Here is a 17,046-nt window from a genome sequence, read left to right on the forward strand (position 1 = left end):
CCCCCAGGCCTGTTGCTCTTGTGTCCGAAGTAGACGTTCATGACGTGATGTCGCCCAGCCACGACTCGCCGACGGGCGCTCCCTGCCCGGGGCCGTAGTAGAAGTGCGACAACGAGTTGTTCTGGTGGCGGATGAAAACGTGCTGCTGGCTGCCCGACACGAACGCGGACGGGTCACCTGCCAGCTCACCACCCCAGTTCTCGATCGTGCGACCGTGCGCCGGGTCGTAGAACCAGTGCTGCAGCGTGCCGTTCGCGGCACGGGCGAACACGTGCTGCTGCACGCCGTCCCGGAACCCGGCGGGGTCACCCGCGATCGAGCCCTGCCAGTTCTCCAGGACGCGGCCGCCCTCGGGGCTGTAGAACCAGTGCTGCAGCGTGCCGTTCGCGGCACGGGCGAACACGTGCTGCTGGTCGCCGTCCACGAAACCCGTGGGCGCACCGGTGATGGAACCCTCCCAGTTCTCGAACGTCACACCCCGGCCGGGCGTGTAGAACCAGTGGTTCAACGTGCCGGCCGACGACCGGGCGAACACGTGCTGCTGATCTCCGTGCACGAACCCGGTCGGGTCACCGGCGATGTCGCCCTCACCCCACACCTCGTGCACCGGCCCGGTCGGGCTGTAGAACCAGTGCTGGAGCTTGCCGTCGGTACCCCGCGCGAAGACGTGCTGCTGGTTGCCGTAGGCGAACCCGGTGGGGTTGCCGCCGACCGATCCACCCGCGCGGATCTCGTTGCTCCAGCCCTGCCCCGGCGTGAACCACCAGTGCGCCAGCGTGTTGTTCTCGGACCGGGCGAACACGTGCTGCTGGTTGCCGTGCACGAACCCGACGGGCTCGCCGACGATCTTCGGTCCCCACAGCGTCTCGGTGTTGCGGCCCGAGCCGGGCGTGTACAGGAAGTGGTTGAGGTAACCGTCCCTGCCCCGCTGGAACGTGTGCTGCTGCTCGTTGTAGCGGAACGACGCGGACCCCGCCAACCCGTAGTCACCGACCGGCGCGGCAGGCGCCGAGTCGAGCCGGTAGAGGTTGTTGGCGCGCATCAGGTTCTTGACCTTGGACACGTAATCCCGGTCCGTGGCGTACGTCGGGCCGATCTCTTCGATGAACCGGTCCGGCTGCGTGCGGTATTGCAACGCATTCGCGTAGCCCGAGTAAGTGGTGATGTTGCGGCCGTAGTCGCGGAACGAGTCCTCGTTCGTGCGATAGACGCGGAAGGTGCGCGTCACCGTGTGGCAATCGGGTTCGCATTCCGTTGTCGTGTGCGGCCGGCAGCCGCTGGCGATCGGACCGGGCTGGTCGATCGGGATGCACTTGGTGCCGAAGTGGTTGTGGTCCACCACAGCGGCCTCGCTTTTCCCCCAGGCCGACTCGAGGATCGCCTGTCCCGTCGCCACGGACGCCGGAATGTTGTACTCGGCCTGCATCCGCTGCGCCGCCGCCCCGGCCACCGCGATGTAGTCCTCCTGGTAACCGGAGGTGGTGAGGCCGGTGGCCGCCGCCGAACCGGTGGTCACGAATCCTGTCATGAGGGTCGTCAGTGCGAAGGCCGACAACCAGCCAATGGTCGTTCTGTTCAATTTTGCCCCCAGGCTTGCGTTTGTTTGCAGAAATGACTGTATTGCCGCGTCCTGGAAGGCGTCTGCAAAAGGTCTGCAACACATCTGCAGGTGGTCTGCACAATGCCTGCAGGCCTGGCGCACGGCTGTTCAGGCCGTGCGCCAGGCCATCAAGTCGATCAGCCAGAGCGTGCTAGACGACTCGCCGCCACAAAGCCGGGGTGACCGGTGGCGTCCAGTCCAGCTGCGACCGGTGCGCCTGGCGGCAGACGTAGGTGGCGCCGCGGTACACGATCACGTCGTTGATCGCGTACGCCGTGGCGTTCGCCCACGACGGCAGGATCGGGATCTCCGAGAGGAACACGTCGTCCTTCACCTCAGCACTGGTGTTCATCCGGATGATCTCGCCCAGCGTGTGCCGGAACGTGATGCCGTACCGGTTCTGGATGTCGGTCAGCACGGAATCGTTGGCGTAGAAGAACCTGTCACCGTCCCGCAGGTTCTCGAACTGCTTCTTCCAGATCGCCTCCTGCAGCTCGCCGAGCTCGTGGCCGGTGCGGTGCGGTTCGGCGGACATGCCGACGAACGCGTCGAGCCGGTTCACGTCGGAGTACATCGCGCGCATCCGGGCGGCGTCGGTGGAACGGCGGGTGCCCGTCACGCCCTTCGTGTCCGCCGCGGCCGGCACGTCGAGCGGCACGATGTTGCCCGCGCCGTCCCGCAACCGGACGAAGTCGATGATGTCCGGGTCGTTGATCGGGTCGTTCGGGTTGATCTGCGGGTCGCTCGGGAAGGAGCTGGTCGACTCGCCGGTGACCGCGGTGAAGCTGGTCTTCGCGGCCAGTCCGTACGCCTGGCGCAGGTCGTTGTACAGCGGCAGCCCGTGGTCGCGGCCGCGGGCGATGTCGATCGCGGCGAGGTCGGTGACGCCGCGGAAGCACTGCGGCAGCTCCGGGCCGTCGAGGCAACCGGGGTTGCCCGGCACCGGGATCTGGAACAGGACGCTGCGCAGCTGGTTGTCGATCTGAGCGTCGTTGCGGTACTCCGGCTCGGCGCCGATGCCCTGCAGCACCGGTGCGACGCCGATGCCCGCGAGCAGGTCGGGGTTGAAGAAGGCGACGTTCAGCGGCACGACGAGCACGACCTCGCCGTCCTCGTGCTCGACCTCGATGCCCTGCGCCTCAAAGGCTTTCAGCTGCGCCTCGGTGTAGGTGCCCTCGGGTGCGATCGGTTCGAGCTCACCGTGGATGAAGCTGTGCGCCCGATAGCCGACGACCGCGAACTCGTTGGAGAGACTGGCGTTCACCGCCGGGTTGTAGCCGCGGTAGGGGGACAGCTGCACTCCGAAGGCGGGCAGGAACTCGTTGTAGGTGATCCACTGCTGCTCGGCGCCGACCACGCGCCGGGCGATGTCGAACGCCGCCTGCGGGGACAGGGTTCGCGGCAGTGAGTTCACGATCCTGTTGTGCTCCAACGCGAACAGCGTGTGCGTCGCGGTGAGGGCCACGTTCTCGTTGGCCCGCACGTCTCCGGCGACCATCGCCTTGCTCGGTGTCGCCTGAAGGCGTCCGTCGGCGGCCATGACCGGGGCCTTCGACGCGTCACCGCGCGAGTCGCGTCTGGGCAGCATTCCCTTGTCCAGCAACAGCCGCGCGCCGTTGTTGGCGAGGTTGCCGTCGACCGTGCCCTCCCGCAGCCACTCCAGCCTCGTGACATCCGGGCCGTAGACGCTGGAGCCGTCGATGTAGCTGTCGACGGTGTTGATCTGCTGCCGGACGGTGTTGATCCCCGTGCCGGGAGCGGCCGGGGTGCGCGTGAACCCGATGTTGCCCAGGTCGTTGCGGAACGACTCGAGCGGATCGTTGCGGTCGAACGGAAGTGGCGCGTTCTCCCCGCCGGCCTCCTGACGCAGGCCGAAGGTGTGGTCCATGAACTGGCCCCACACGAAGCCCCACTGCGAGACTCCGCGCTCGGAGAACAGGTTCTGCGCGGTGTCGTTGTAGAGACGGTTGCTGACGTAGCGCGGACTCGGCCCGCTGACCGGCCTCGCGACCCCGTCGGCGTAACGCGCCGGGGCGACCCGCAGGTACTCGGTGTTCGTCCTGCCCCACTCGGGATGGGCCAGGTTGTTGCAGCTTCCGTCCAGGGTGCGTGTGGTGAGGTCGCACGCCAGAGCGGTGTCATCGGTCGGGGACGCGGCGGCGGTACCGGCGGAACCGGTGAGAACCAGCGCGGCACTGGCGGCGAATGGAAGCCATGCGCCGGTGAGTCTGGCCATGAAGTTTGCCTTCTTTCATTCCCCTTCTGTTGGCACGACGGCGGTTTCCGCAGGTTACGCGCGTGCGGTGGGGCGGAATAAGGACGCGAACCCCTTAAGTCCTGGCGAGCGCGAACCACAGCTCGGCGCGCAGTCCTGGCGACTCCAGCGACCGGTCGAGTGCCTGTTCTGCTTTGCGCACACGGTTTTTGAGCGTGTGCCGGTGGATGCCGAGCTGGTGCGCGGCCGGGTCCCAGGCGCCGTGGCAGGACAGCCAGACCTTCAGGGTTTCGCGCGTCTCCTGATCCAGTGGCCGCAGCAACGCGTCGGCGAACCCGTCGGGGAGCTTGATGCCGGCGAAGTCCTCGAAGTTCCTGATGCCGGCGGCACGGGCCTGCTGCGCCTCGCGGTAGCCGCGCGCGACTTCCGTTGCGTCCACTTCGGACGATGCGAAGCCGTCGAACACCGCTGCCAGCACGACGATCTGATCTTCGTACTCGGCCCAGAACAGGTCCTCGTCCGGCGGTTCGTCCGCGAGGAAGACCCGGAACCTGCCGGGCAGGCCGTCGACCGGCAGCCCGGCGAGCAGCAGCCGGAACTGACAGGTGCGCAGCTCCCGGTGGGCGGCGTCGACCGCGTCGTTCTGGGCGAGCGCCAGGGTCAGCAGGGAGGCCGCCGTGTTGACGATGCTGAGGTCGGCGGCGTCGAGCGGGCCCTCGGTGCCCACCGCCAGCACTCCCCTGGCCCGGCTGCCCAGGACCTGCAGGAACACGTGCTGCCCTGCCGTCTCGAACGCGGCGCTGGCGAGCCCGCCCGCGGTCCGCAGCCGCGCGACCTCGGCGGTGAGATCAGGGACGCGGGTCTCGGTCAGGCTCGGGACGAGGCGCGGATTGTGCGCGTGGACGGGATCCCCGGCGCCGTCCAGCAGCACCACCCAGCCGTTGATCCACTGTCCGAGCCGCCGCACCACTCCCGCCACCCCTGCTCGGACCGCCGCCCTGGTGAGCGCCTTCTGAGCCTCGCTGGTCCTGGTGAGCGCCGCATACTCGTCCGCGGCCAGGGCCTTGGACACCGCCTTGCTGATGGCGATGAACGGCACCTCGCGCGGCACCTCGACCAGTCCCAGACCCGCGCTCGCCGCCGCGTCCACCAACGCGGGCGGCACCACGTCGTGACCGAGGCCGGTGCCGAACCCCAGCCCGACCACGCCCGCCCGCACCAATCGTTCGACGTAATCGTGGCTGTGCGGCCTCAGCCCGGTGGTCAGGAGCAGCTCGCCGCCCTCCAGGAACGGCGTGGGGTCGGCGAGCTCCGTCCCGTGCACCCAGCCCACCGGCTTCGACACGTCCCCCGCCAGCACCGGCAACCGGAGCTGGCGCGCGAGTTCCTGCAGAGTGATGGGCATGTGCCAGTTTGTACATCCATGAGCTGTCAGATCGCCATTTCAGACACTGCGCAGGCCGCTGACCAGGGCCATGCTGGGGGCATGACCCGACTGCGTACCGCGATCCCCGGTCCCAAATCGCTGGAACTCCAGGCGCGGCGAAAAGCGGCCGTCGCCTCGGGTGTAGGCAGCACCCTGCCCGTCTACATCGAGTCGGCGGACGACGGCCTGCTGATCGACGTGGACGGCAACCAGCTCATCGACCTGGGCTCGGGCATCGCCGTCACGAACGTCGGCAACCCCGCTCCCGCCGTGGCCGAGGCCGTGCACGCGCAGATCGACAGGTTCAGCCACACCTGCTTCATGATCACGCCGTACGAGGGCTACCTCGAGGTGTGCGAGGAGCTCAACGCGCTCACCCCCGGCGACCACGAGAAGCGGTCGGTGCTGTTCAACTCCGGCGCCGAGGCCGTCGAGAACGCGGTCAAGATCGCCCGGCACGTCACCGGCAGGCAGGCCGTCGTCGTGTTCGACCACGGCTACCACGGCCGCACGAACCTCACGATGGCGTTGACCGCCAAGAACATGCCGTACAAGCACCGGTTCGGGCCGTTCGCGCCCGAGGTCTACCGGGTGCCGGCGTCCTATCCGCTGCACGACGGCCTGACCGGTGCCGAGGCGGCTGCGCGCGCCATCGCGGCCATCGAGAAACAGGTCGGCGCGGACAACACCGCCGCCGTCGTGATCGAGCCGATCCAGGGCGAGGGCGGCTTCATCGCACCGGCCGAGGGCTTCCTGCCCGCCGTCGCGGAATGGTGCCATGAGCGCGGCGTGCTGTTCGTCGCCGACGAGATCCAGACCGGCTTCTGCCGCACCGGTTCGTGGTTCGCCTCCGACCACGAGAACGTCGTGCCGGACCTGATCACCACGGCCAAGGGCATCGCGGGCGGCCTCCCGCTCGCCGCCGTCACCGGTCGCGCCGAGATCATGGACGCCGTGCACGTCGGCGGGTTGGGCGGCACCTACGGCGGTAACCCGGTGGCGTGTGCTGCTGCGTTGGGCGCCATCCGCACGATGCGCGAGCGCGACCTCAACACTGCCGCGCGCCGCATCGAGGAGACGGTGCTGTCCCGGTTGCGCGCCGTCGCCGAGAAGACCGACATCATCGCCGACATCCGCGGCCGGGGCGCGATGCTCGCCATCGAGTTCACCGAACGCACGCCCGAAGTCGCCGCCCGCGTGGCCAAGGCGTGCCACGACCAGGGTGTCGTCGTGCTGACGTGCGGCACTTACGGCAACGTGATCCGTCTGCTGCCCCCGCTGGTCATCCCGGACGACCTGCTCGCCGAGGGCTTGGACGTGCTCGAGGCAGCGCTACTCGCATGACCGCCGACCGCACGCCCGAAGGCCTCGACGTTCGTGAAGGAGCCCCACCCGCATGATTGCTTTCCACACCCCCGAAGACGTCGAGAACGCCGTCGCCAAGGCGCACGCCGTCGCCCCGGAGCTCGCCGCCCTGCCCGCCCATCGCCGTGCCGCCGCGCTGGACCACGTGTCGCGCGGGCTGGCCGAACGCGCCGAGGAGTTCGCGCAGGCCATCAACGACGACTCGGGCAAGCCGCTGAAGTGGGCCCGGATCGAGGTCACCCGCGCGATCTCCACGTTCCGCTGGGCCGCCGAGGAGGCCCGCCGGTTCTCCGGCGAGCTGCAGCGCCTCGACACCGACCCGTCCGCCGAGGGCCGCCTCGCCCTGGTGCGCCGGGTGGCACGCGGCCCGGTGCTGGGCATCGCGCCGTTCAACTTCCCGCTGAACCTGGTGGCGCACAAGGTCGCTCCCGCTCTCGCGGTCGGTGCGCCGATCGTGCTCAAGCCCGCGCCCGCCACCCCGAAGGTCGCGTTCCTGCTCGGCGAACTGCTGGCAGAGACCGACCTGCCCGAGGGCGCCTGGTCCGTGCTGCACCTGTCCAATGAGGACACGTCGAAGCTCGTCGAGGACCCGCGCCTGCCGGTCGTCTCGTTCACCGGCTCCGGCCCGGTCGGCTGGGGCATCAAGGAACGCGTGCCGCGCAAGCACGTCACCCTCGAACTCGGCGGCAACGCGGCCGCGATCGTCGCCCCGGACTGGCAGGACGTCGAGTTCGCCGCGCAGCGCATCGCCACGTTCGCGATGTACCAGGCGGGCCAGTCGTGCATCTCGGTGCAGCGCGTCTACGTGCACACCGACGTCTACGACGCTCTGTCGGAGGCCGTCGTGCAGCACGTGAACAAGCTCGACGTGGCCGGCGACGTCGGCCCGTTGATCAGCGACGCCGCGGCCGAACGCGTCGAGGCGTGGGTGAACGAGGCCCGCTCGACCGTCCTGACCGGAGGCAGCCGCGACGGCCGCACCTACGCCCCCACCGTGCTCACGGACGTGCCGGAGGACGCGAAGGTGAACGCCGAGGAGGTGTTCGGCCCGGTCGTGACGCTGACCAGGGTCGACTCCGTGGAGGAGGCCTTCGACCGCGTCAACGCCTCGCGCTACGGTCTGCAGGCGGGCCTGTTCACGAACGACGTGCGGCTGGCTTTCCGTGCCGCGCAACGACTCCAGGTCGGCGGCGTGATCGTCGGTGACGTGCCGAGCTACCGCGCAGACCAGATGCCGTACGGCGGCGTGAAGGAGTCCGGGATCGGCCGCGAGGGACTCCGCGCGGCCATGGAGGACCTCACGGAGCCCCGCGTGCTCGTCCTCACCGGCCTGGAGCTCTGAACGCCTGCCACCGAACGGATCCAGTCGCGGGCGTGCGCCACGCTCGCGTACTGGGTCAGCTCGTAGGCGCTGATGTACCGACGGCTCACTCGGATTTCGGGCACCCATACATCCGATGAATGGGTCGAACCTGACCTTGACTGCCATGATTCACGAGTGGCAGTCACGATCAGGGATGTCGCTCGCCAAGCTCAGGTCTCCGTCTCGACGGTCTCGCGCGCGTTGAGCGCGCCGGGTCTCGTCAAAGAGGCCACCCGGCAACGGGTCCTGGACGTCGTCGCCGGACTCGGCTACCAGCCGAACCGCGCGGCGAGAAGCCTGATCACGGGCCGCACCGGGAACCTCGGCATCGTGGTGCCGGACCTGGAGAACCCGTTCTTCCCGGCCGTCCTGCGCGGTGTGCAGACCCGCGCGGGCGAGGCCGGCACCTCGGTGTTCTTCTGCGACAGCCGGGAGGACCCGGAGACCGAGGCCGAGCTGGTGCGGACGATGGCGGCGCAGGTCGACGGCGTCGTGCTGTGCGCGTCGCTGCTGACCGACGAGCAGATCATCGAGCTCTCCGACCTGACGCCGCTGGTGCTGATCAACCGCATCGTGCCGGGCGTCTCGTCGGTGCTGATGGACAGCGCCGACGGCATGGACCAGGTCGTCGCGCACCTGGAGTCGTTGGGGCACAAGGACTACGTCTACCTCGGCGGGCCCGCGGCGGCGTGGTCGAACAACCGGCGGATGCAGGGCCTGCGGGGCCGCGCCCGGTTGCTCGGCTCGTTCGAACCGAACTTCGGCGGCGGCTACGCGGCCGCCGAGCAGGCGCTCCGGACCGGCGCGACGGCGTTCATCGCCTACAACGACCTGATGGCACTGGGCGTGCTGAGCTGTCTGGCCGAGCACGGGGTCCAGGTGCCGCAGCAGATCAGCGTGACAGGCTTCGACGACATCCTCTACGCCGCCATGTGCTCGCCCGCGCTCACCACCATCGCGATGCCGACCGAGGAGGCGGGCAAGGTCGCCGTCGACCTCCTCGCCGAACGCCTCGACGGTGCCGAGCCGGAGCTCCGGGAACTCCCGACAAAGCTCGTTATCCGCGCAAGCACGCGCAAACATCCGATGTTAGCTTGACACCCGCAACAACGACCGGGAATGCTTCACCACGCCTCCGCCGCCATGGGCACTAGGAGGAGCACGTAGTGAGGACAGCACGCTTCCTCGGCATTCTCGCCGTATCGCTGGCACTGATCGCACCGGCGAACGCCGCAGTGAACGCCGCCGCCGCACCGCCGTCGGACTGGTCGAAGGCCGTCGTCGACTCGACCATGAAGCGCTTCACCCCCGACAAGCTCGGCGGCTGGGGCTACACCCGCGGCCTCTACCTGTACGGCCAGTACCTCGTCTACAAGCGCACGGGCGACAAGAAGTACCTCGACTACATCAAGGCCTGGGTGGACCGCTTCGTGAAGGCGGACGGCAGCGTCGACAACAGCTTCACCAACCTCGACGCCATGCGTTCAGCCACCCTCTTCATCATCCTGCACCAGGAAACGGGCGAGGCGAAGTACAAGAAGGCCGCCGACAAGGTCCGCGCCAAGTTCACGAACTACCCGCGCACGTCCGACGGCGGCATGTACCACGCCACCAGCAAGGTCGGGCAGCTCTGGGCGGACGGCGTCTACATGGCACAGCCGTTCATCGCCATGTACGCCAAGGCGTACAACCAGCCCTACGGCTACGACGAAGCCGTCCGCAACATGAAGACCTACTTCGCCCACCTGAAGTCCGACGACGGCCTGCTCTGGCACGCCTACGACGCGGACGGCTCCGAATCGTGGGCCAAGAACCCGGGCAAGCACTCGGCGGAGCACTGGGCCCGCGCCATCGGCTGGTTCGGCATGACCGCGATCGACCTGTTGGAGATCCTGCCCGCCGACCACCCCGGTAGGACGGATCTCATCAACATCGTGAAGCACCTCGCCGTGGGCTACGCGCGCTTCCAGGACCAGGCGACGGGCCGTTGGTGCCAGATCGTCGACAAGTGCTCGAACTCCAAGAACTGGACCGAGACCTCAGCGTCGTCGATGTACACCTTCATGCTGTCGCGCGGCGTGGAGCGCGGCTACCTCGACGCCTCCTACAAGGCCGTGGCGGCGAAGGGCTACCAGGGCGTCCTCGCCAAGACGTCGGTCGGCTCGGACGGCCTGACCAACATCAAGGACATCTCCGAGGGCACCAACGTCGGCAATGCCGACTACTACTACGGCCGCGCGCGAAACACGAACGACTTCCACGGCCTGGGTGCTTTCCTAATCATGAACGAACAACTCGCACGTACCAGCTAGTAACTCTCCGGCCGCGAGGGAGTCGCTTCGGGTGACTCCCTCGCGCTGCGGCCGAGTAGCGCTCTAGTCGTACCCGCGAATGTGGCCGTCCTCGTCCGCAAGAATCTCGTGGCGCTCCATGTCCGGCTCCTTCCGTCGTGGCTGACATCACAAACCCTAGGGCCCGAGCGGCGTCCTGTGGAGTGAATTTGCACCGCAACCGGGGTATCGACCGCTAACCCAAGGGGGTCGTAGGGGTGACCCCCATCACCCACCCGGCCTTGCGGCATGTGTCACACGCTCAGCCCAACCCATGGCTACGCAGCGCCTATCGAGACGACATATTCAGCAGCACGGATTGCCCCGCGTACCCCATCCGGGGGTAAACCCCGCCATGCGAACTCTGCTGACCGTGATCGCATCCCAGGTGCTTCCGGCGTCACCCGCATTGGCGACCGATGCTCTCTCACTTGATTCCGACGTGACTCAATTCGACCACTGGCGGACTCGCAATCGATTACGTGACCGTTAAAGCCTCGAGTCCAGGTACGGCGAGGTCCGCGAACAGAGCAAGAACGGCGAACGTCCTCCCTCCGCTCCAGCGGCGTGCCATGATCGCGGGACTGACGGTGCCGAACTGGGGGATTCATGGGCGCGCGGAAGTTCCGGGGTATCGGTCTGTCCTTGCTGACGGCACTGGCGATCTGCGTGCCCGTACCGCAAGCGGGCGCGGCGGGATGCATCCCGTCCGGCACCGAGGTGGCCATCAACGCGGCGCTGAACGGTCCGGACGCGAAGGCCGTGCTCTGCTCGGGAGCGCTGTTCTCCCTCAATGCCCCGGTGAGGTTCACGGCCCCGCGCCAGGAGATCACCACTGAGGCGAACGCGGCCGCGCCGGCGACCTTGCGGATCGTCTCGCCCACGCTGGCCGGCGCGGTCGACGGCGGCTACCAGGACGCGGTGACCCTGCGAGGCGTCGTGGTGGACGGCAACCGACCGGCACTCGGCAGGCTGGAGGGGAACGTGCCCGCCCTGGTGTCCATGGGCGGTGCAGTCGACCAGGTCGTGCGCGACAACACGATCATCGAGCCGCGCACGTGGTCCGCACTGCACTTCTACGAAGGCGTGCTCACCGGCGACGTACCGCACTGCCAGCGCGCACAGATCATCGGCAACCGGATCGGCCCCGCGGGTCTCAGTCCCGACTGGGCGGACGGCATCTCCTTGGCGTGCGGCAACTCGCTGGCGCGCGACAACACGATCACCGACGCGACCGACGGCGCCATCGTCGTGTTCGGCGCACCTGGATCGACCGTCGAGAACAACACGGTCGTCGCGGAGAAGCGCGAGCTGCTCGGCGGGATCAACCTGGTGGACTACAAACCCATGAGCGGCAACTTCACCGGCACCGTCGTGCGCGGCAACGTGATCGACGCGAAGGGCGCGTTCATCAAGGTCGGGGTCGCCATGGGCCTGCGGGTGTGGAAGTGCGACGACCCCGGCACGGTGCACGGCGCCGCGGTGACCGGCAACCGGTTGCTCGGTCTGCACATGGGCTACGGCTACGCGATCAACGGCGTGCGCGACTGGACCGTGACCGGCAACGCCGACGAGTCGCGGCACGTCGGTGTGCCGACGACGGAGTGCGGCAGCGGACAGGCCGATCCCAGCGGCTACCAAGTGGGGTCCGCCGACGCGAGCGTGCTGCAGCCGGAGTTCACCGGCGCCAAGCTGAACTTCGCGATCGGCGTGACCGAACCGGGCATCCTGAAGGCCGGCGGCGCACCGGCCGGGTGCACCTGGCTGAACCCGGACGAGGCGGTGTTCCCCGGCCGGAGCCAGACGTCGTGCGACGGGCGCTTCCGGTTGACGCTGCAACGCGACGGAAACCTCGTGCTGGCCCACACCGCGACCGGACAGGTGCTGTGGGCGTCCGGCACGACCGGCACGCGCAGCGCGGTGGCGTTGATGCAGCGGGACGGCAACTTCGTGATCTACGACTCGCGCGGCCGCGCGGTGTGGGACAGCGGCTCCGGCGGCAGGTCAGGCGCCCGCCTCGCGGTGCAGGACGACGGCAACGCCGTGGTCTACCTCGGCAGCGCGGTGCTGTGGACCTCAGGCACCGGCGGCCACTGACCGTCACCGCAGCCCGGCGGTCTCCGTCACCGCGCGAAGAGCCGCCACCACAGCGGAGAACGGCGGCAGGAAAGGCTTCTCCGCCGGAACTTCGCCGAGCCACCCCACCATCCCGCGGTCGATCCGCGAAGGCGGCAACGGCACCAGCGTCCCCAGCCGATGCGTCAACGCACCCCGAGCCCGCAACCGGATCAAATTGACCTGCGAGGCCTCGTCCGCGGACGAGGTCAGGATCAGCCACCGTCCGGGCGCCCCTGGCAACACGACCACCGGCCCGCCCAGCATCCGGACCGACAGGTAGTGCTGCACCTCCCCGCCGATCCCGGCCGCCAGCTCCACCGCGGACACGGAATGATCAGTGGTCAACAGCAGCCGGTTCTCCGACCGCAACACCAACCACCCCCAATCCGAGTACCTCTCGATTGCTCGGGAGAACGTGTCGAGTTGTGGCAACACCCCGGCCGGCAACGCTCCCGCAGGAAGAGCTCCATTAGGCGAGTCCATCGATCTCACCTCACCAAGTTCAGTACGGTGTAACTCCGATCACACGATTTGACTCTCCGCCGCCATGAACTCACTATCGGGCCGCCATCGGCACACTCGAACGGGGCTGGAGAGCGTGACTCACCTGCAAGAACGCCACGTGACAATGATCGCGCTGGGCGGCGTCATCGGCGCCGGCCTCTTCGTCGGCACCGGCGCCGGCATAGCGGTGGCAGGACCTGCCGTGCTCATCTCATTTGGTCTCGCCGGATTTCTGGCGCTGCTGATCATGCGAATGCTCGGCGAAATGGCCGCGGAACACCCCAGCGGCGGCGCCTTCTCCGTTCACGCCGAAAAGGCGATCGGCCCGTGGGCGGGATTCACCGTCGGCTGGTGCTACTGGGGAACAGTCGGGGTCGTGCTGGCCGTGGAAGCCACCGGCGCGGCCAAGATCGCAGCCGGCTGGGTCCCCGCCGTCCCGCAGTGGGCCTGGGTCCTGATCTTCATGTCGGCCCTCACCGCGGTCAACCTGACCAACGTCCGCAACTTCGGTGAGTTCGAGTTCTGGTTCGCGGGCCTCAAGATCGCCGCGATCGTGCTCTTCCTGGTTCTGGGCGCGCTGGCGATCGCGGGCCTGCTCCCCAACGTCGACTCCCCAGGCCTCAGCAACCTCAAGGACTTCCTCCCCCACGGCTGGGGCGGGGTCGTGGCGGGGTTCATGGCCGTGGTGTTCGCGTTCGGCGGCCTGGAAGTGGTCACGATCGCGGCCGCGGACGCCGAAGACCCCAAGCACGCCATCAAGAAAGCCGTGCGCACCTCGATCACGCGCCTGCTCGTCTTCTACCTCGGCTCGATGGCGGTCGTGGTGACCCTGTTGCCGTACAACGACTCCGAGGTCGGCGCCAGCCCGTACGTGGCTGTGCTCAACAAGCTCGGCATCCCGGCCGCCGCCCAGATCATGAACGTCGTCATCTTCGTGGCCCTGCTGAGCGCCATCAACGCGACCCTGTACGGCGCGGCCCGCATGCTCTGCTCGCTCGCCGAACGCGGTGAGGCCCCGAAAGCGATGCTGACCAAGAAGAACGGCGTCCCGAGGAACGCCGTCCTGGCGTCCGTCGCTTTCGGCTTCGTCTCGGTCGTCCTGAACTACTTGTGGCCGGACACGGTGTTCCTGTTGCTGCTCAACGCCGTCGGCTCCGCGCTCCTCGTCGTCTGGGCGTTCATCGCGGTCTCCCAGATCCGGCTGCGCAGGACCACGGCGAACCCGGCCGTCCCGATGTGGGGCTACCCGTACCTGTCCTGGCTCGCGCTGGCCGGTATCGCCGCGATCATCGTCCTGATGCTGAACGACGAGCAGGCCCGCGGACAGATCCTGTCCACGGGCGTGCTCGTCGCCGTCATCGCCGCGATCGCGCTCAGCAGGTCAGCTTCGCGCCGGCGAAGTCTCCACGATCGAACCTGACGCCGTCACCGCTGTCGTTGACCACGAGCCGCAGGAACTTGGCTCCCCGCAACGACCCTGAGACCGACACGGCGTCGTCCTGCCAGGTGCGCAGGCCGCTGTCGGCGACCTTCACCCCGTCCGCGTAGACCTGGAAGATCGCCGAGCCGAGCTTGTTCACGTCCCGTTCGTCGTCGATGCCGACGTCGGACGTGAACGAGCTGCAGCGGCCGCCCACGTAGAGAATCAGCTCGGCGTTGGCGTGCGCGCCGAGCCCCTTCTCGTAGGTCTTTCCGTTGATGGTCAGCGTCTTGCCGTCGCCACCGAGATAGCCGCCGTTGGACTTGTCGCGCTCGACCGGCCCGTAGCCGCTGCGTTCGGTGGTGAACTTGACGTCACTGGCCCAGAACTCACCACCGGACGGCGGCGCGACCGGCACCAGCACCGGCGAGCTCACCGGACGGGTCAGCTTGCCGTGCCCGACCCACGTGACTCCGAGCGCGCCGTTGAGGACGTGTGCTCCCGGTACTGCCCCGGCCGGTGGCGTGACCTTCCACTTGCTCTGCACGGACTGCGAGGTCAGCAGCACCGGTGCGCGTTCGGAGGCCAGCTTCTCGACCTTCCAGCCCGCCGGCGCGGTGAACGTCGTGGCGGCGTTCAGGACCGGGATCGGCGCCTGGTTCGTCGCCGTCACCGTTGCCACGAACGGTTCCCCGGCCGGGGTGATCGTGCTCGGGATGCCGGGGAACTGCTGCGCGATGTCCAGCTGCGTGTCGATCGCGGGCTCGTGCTGGTACCAGTCCTGCGACGCCTTCACCCGGAAGATCGCCGTGCCGTGCGGAGGCAACGCCGCCGAGATCTGGCCGGCGGACTGGAAGTTCTTGTGCTGCCACAGGTCCCGCACGGTGTACCCGATGCTCTGCCGCAGTCCGAGATCCCGAGCTGTCGTCGAGATCGTCGCGTTCACCTCGGACTCGTTGAACAGCGCGACGGCCTTGTCCCCGTTGGACAGCGGCTTCACGAACACCCACTGCCCGTTCTCCTGCTTGATCACCTTGCCCTGGACGCCGAGCCTGTCCTGGTTGATCGCGATGATCTCCTTGTTGCGCAGGATGTCGAAGTGCTCGGCCGACACCTTGCGCAGGTCCGCACCGATCAGCAGCGGCGCCGCCATGATCGACCACAGCGCGAAGTGGCTCTGGTACTCGACGGTCGACTGCTGCCCGTTGCCGACCTCCAGCATGTCCGGGTCGTTCCAGTGCCCGGGCCCCGCGTACTGGTCCAACGGCGCGTTGAGCTTCAGGATCTCGACCGTCTTGGACCAGGTGTCGTTGATGTCACCGGTGGTGCGCCACAGGTTGCCGACGTCCTTGCCCCACTCCCACGGCTTGTTCTGCCCCCACTCGCAGATCGAGTAGACGATCGGCCGCCCGGTCTTCTTCAGCGCGTCCCGCATCTTCGTGTAGCGCTCCAGGGCGGGACGGCCCTCGTTGTTGCAGTTGTCGTACTTCAGGTAGTCGACGCCCCAGTCCGCGAACGTCTGCGCGTCGAGCTCCTCGTGGTCGAGCGCCCCCGGCATCGTCTTCGCGCAGGTCTGGGTGCCCGCACTCGTGTAGATGCCGAACTTCAGCCCACGCGCGTGGATGTAGTCGGCCAAAGCCTTCATACCGCTCGGGAACCGCGTCGGGTGGTTGCGCAACCGCCCGGTCTCCGGGTCGCGGGTGAGGTCCGCCCAGCAGTCGTCGACGTTCACGTACTGGTAGCCCGCGTCCTTCAGGCCTTTGGTCACGAAGATGTCCGCCATGTCGCGGATCATCTGCTCGTTGATGTTGCAGCCGGTGGTGTTCCAGTTGTTGAACCCCATCGGTGGCGTCAACGCGAGCGTCGGGTCCGCCTCCACCACCGGATCGGCTTGGGCGACTGGCACAGCCACGGACGCGGCGACGAGCGCCACGGCCGTCAGCAGAGATCTCACTCCCACTTGTAACCCCTGTAGTTGCGGATGAGCTGGTAGGTGTTCTGCAGGCCGGAGCTCTCGATGCTCCGGTAGATGCCCCACTTGGGGCGGAGGTAGTTCTTGTCGCGCCACAGGTCCACGTCCGTCGCCCTGCCCTGGCCGACGACGGTGCCCGCGTCCTTGAACAGCCACGCGAGGTGGCCGCCGGAGTTCGACGCCTTGAACTCGAACTCGACGTCGATCCACTTGTTCTGCAACGGCGTCCAGTCGGCGACGACGTGCTCGGTGTTGGCGTCGTTGTCCTTCAGCGTGAGGATCGTCAGCGTCGGCTTGTCCTTGGCCCGCGGCGTCAGCGTCCACAGTGGACCACCGACGTCCTGCACCTTCATCTGCATGATGTGCGTGAAGCGGGTCGTGGCGGTGAGCGACGACGGCCAGAACGCCTGATAGGTGATCTTCCAGGTCTGGTCCTTGCCGATCTTGTGCGTGGTTCCGCCCGACCGCATGCCCTTGCACTCGTTGCGTTGCCGGTCCGAACCGTCGCGGTCGCGCGTGTGCATGTCGAAGCGCCAGTGGTCGCCCTCGACGTAGATGTGCTTGGTGCCCTTGTGGGAGCCCGCGCGGTCGTCTTCCAGTCCCTCGAACGCCTTCAGCCCGTCACCGGACGGCGTGGGGTTCCACTTCAACGCCCAGTCGGCCTGGATCGCCGGATCCGCGTACGCCGGCCGGGCCGTTCTGCGCGATCTCCTTCACGAGCTCGTACGGCGCC

At 67.9% G+C, this 17,046-nt stretch carries 12 protein-coding genes; 6 read left to right on the plus strand and 6 right to left on the minus strand.

The annotated features are described in order from the left end of the window. Positions 1-37: 37 nt before the first annotated feature. From ABZX92_RS30880 to ABZX92_RS30890, 3 genes are all read right to left on the minus strand, one after another. The gene (locus tag ABZX92_RS30880; protein ID WP_355566993.1) at positions 38-1,528 is read right to left on the minus strand and encodes a glucosaminidase domain-containing protein; all 1,491 of its coding nucleotides are present in this window, start codon (positions 1,526-1,528) and stop codon (positions 38-40) included. Between the two features lie 223 nt (positions 1,529-1,751). Then, on the minus strand, positions 1,752-3,836 hold the full coding sequence (locus tag ABZX92_RS30885; RefSeq protein WP_355566996.1) for a peroxidase family protein: 2,085 nt from the start codon (positions 3,834-3,836) through the stop codon (positions 1,752-1,754). Positions 3,837-3,930: 94 nt separating this feature from the next. Continuing rightward, a complete protein-coding gene (locus tag ABZX92_RS30890; RefSeq protein WP_355566999.1) occupies positions 3,931-5,220 on the minus strand; it encodes a PucR family transcriptional regulator in 1,290 nt (429 codons plus the stop codon). Between the two features lie 81 nt (positions 5,221-5,301). On the opposite strand from ABZX92_RS30890, the gene gabT reads away from it, so the two are divergent. The 5 genes from gabT (at position 5,302) to ABZX92_RS30915 (ending at position 12,396) form a co-directional block, all read left to right on the plus strand. Beyond that, positions 5,302-6,585 (plus strand): 4-aminobutyrate--2-oxoglutarate transaminase, encoded by a 1,284-nt coding sequence (gabT, locus tag ABZX92_RS30895; protein WP_355567002.1) that lies wholly within the window; start codon positions 5,302-5,304, stop codon positions 6,583-6,585. A gap of 52 nt (positions 6,586-6,637) precedes the next feature. After that, complete coding sequence (locus ABZX92_RS30900) at positions 6,638-7,948, plus strand: aldehyde dehydrogenase family protein (RefSeq protein ID WP_355567005.1); 1,311 nt, start codon at positions 6,638-6,640, stop codon at positions 7,946-7,948. Between the two features lie 156 nt (positions 7,949-8,104). Next, positions 8,105-9,067 (plus strand): LacI family DNA-binding transcriptional regulator, encoded by a 963-nt coding sequence (locus ABZX92_RS30905; protein ID WP_355567008.1) that lies wholly within the window; start codon positions 8,105-8,107, stop codon positions 9,065-9,067. Between the two features lie 107 nt (positions 9,068-9,174). Then, on the plus strand, positions 9,175-10,281 hold the full coding sequence (locus ABZX92_RS30910; RefSeq protein ID WP_355567021.1) for a glycoside hydrolase family 88 protein: 1,107 nt from the start codon (positions 9,175-9,177) through the stop codon (positions 10,279-10,281). Positions 10,282-10,908: 627 nt separating this feature from the next. Further along, the gene (locus tag ABZX92_RS30915) at positions 10,909-12,396 is read left to right on the plus strand and encodes a hypothetical protein (protein ID WP_355567010.1); all 1,488 of its coding nucleotides are present in this window, start codon (positions 10,909-10,911) and stop codon (positions 12,394-12,396) included. Between the two features lie 3 nt (positions 12,397-12,399). On the opposite strand, the gene ABZX92_RS30920 is transcribed toward ABZX92_RS30915, so the two are convergent. Then, positions 12,400-12,789: a hypothetical protein gene (locus ABZX92_RS30920; RefSeq protein WP_355567013.1), complete on the minus strand. Its 390-nt coding sequence runs from the start codon at positions 12,787-12,789 to the stop codon at positions 12,400-12,402. 256 nt (positions 12,790-13,045) lie between these two features. Here ABZX92_RS30920 and ABZX92_RS30925 point away from each other — a divergent pair, with 256 nt between their 5' ends. Further along, positions 13,046-14,341, plus strand: a complete 1,296-nt coding sequence (locus ABZX92_RS30925; protein ID WP_355567024.1) for an amino acid permease — start codon at positions 13,046-13,048, stop codon at positions 14,339-14,341. On the opposite strand, the gene ABZX92_RS30930 is transcribed toward ABZX92_RS30925, so the two are convergent. Together ABZX92_RS30930 and ABZX92_RS30935 are read right to left on the minus strand one after the other, a co-directional pair. Further along, entirely contained in the window at positions 14,295-16,295 is a 2,001-nt protein-coding gene (locus ABZX92_RS30930) for an NPCBM/NEW2 domain-containing protein (protein ID WP_355567016.1), read from the minus strand. The genes ABZX92_RS30925 and ABZX92_RS30930 overlap by 47 nt on opposite strands. Beyond that, a complete protein-coding gene (locus tag ABZX92_RS30935) occupies positions 16,292-16,963 on the minus strand; it encodes a Tat pathway signal sequence domain protein (RefSeq protein ID WP_355567019.1) in 672 nt (223 codons plus the stop codon). Before ABZX92_RS30935 ends, ABZX92_RS30930 begins: the two co-directional genes overlap by 4 nt. Between the last annotated feature and the right edge of the window lie 83 nt (positions 16,964-17,046).

It is taken from the genome of Lentzea sp. NPDC006480, from assembly GCF_040611995.1.
Taxonomy (GTDB): Bacteria; Actinomycetota; Actinomycetes; order Mycobacteriales; family Pseudonocardiaceae; genus Lentzea.

What these genes read in the sequence shown, in the direction of transcription:
- ABZX92_RS30915 (WP_355567010.1), top strand. Translation starts at nt 10,909, where the DNA reads ATGGGCGCGCGGAAGTTCCGGGGTATCGGTCTGTCCTTGCTGACGGCA.
- ABZX92_RS30880 (WP_355566993.1), bottom strand. Translation starts at nt 1,528, where the DNA reads ATGACAGGATTCGTGACCACCGGTTCGGCGGCGGCCACCGGCCTCACC.
- gabT (WP_355567002.1), top strand. Translation starts at nt 5,302, where the DNA reads ATGACCCGACTGCGTACCGCGATCCCCGGTCCCAAATCGCTGGAACTC.
- ABZX92_RS30900 (WP_355567005.1), top strand. Translation starts at nt 6,638, where the DNA reads ATGATTGCTTTCCACACCCCCGAAGACGTCGAGAACGCCGTCGCCAAG.
- ABZX92_RS30885 (WP_355566996.1), bottom strand. Translation starts at nt 3,836, where the DNA reads ATGGCCAGACTCACCGGCGCATGGCTTCCATTCGCCGCCAGTGCCGCG.
- ABZX92_RS30890 (WP_355566999.1), bottom strand. Translation starts at nt 5,220, where the DNA reads ATGCCCATCACTCTGCAGGAACTCGCGCGCCAGCTCCGGTTGCCGGTG.
- ABZX92_RS30925 (WP_355567024.1), top strand. Translation starts at nt 13,046, where the DNA reads ATGATCGCGCTGGGCGGCGTCATCGGCGCCGGCCTCTTCGTCGGCACC.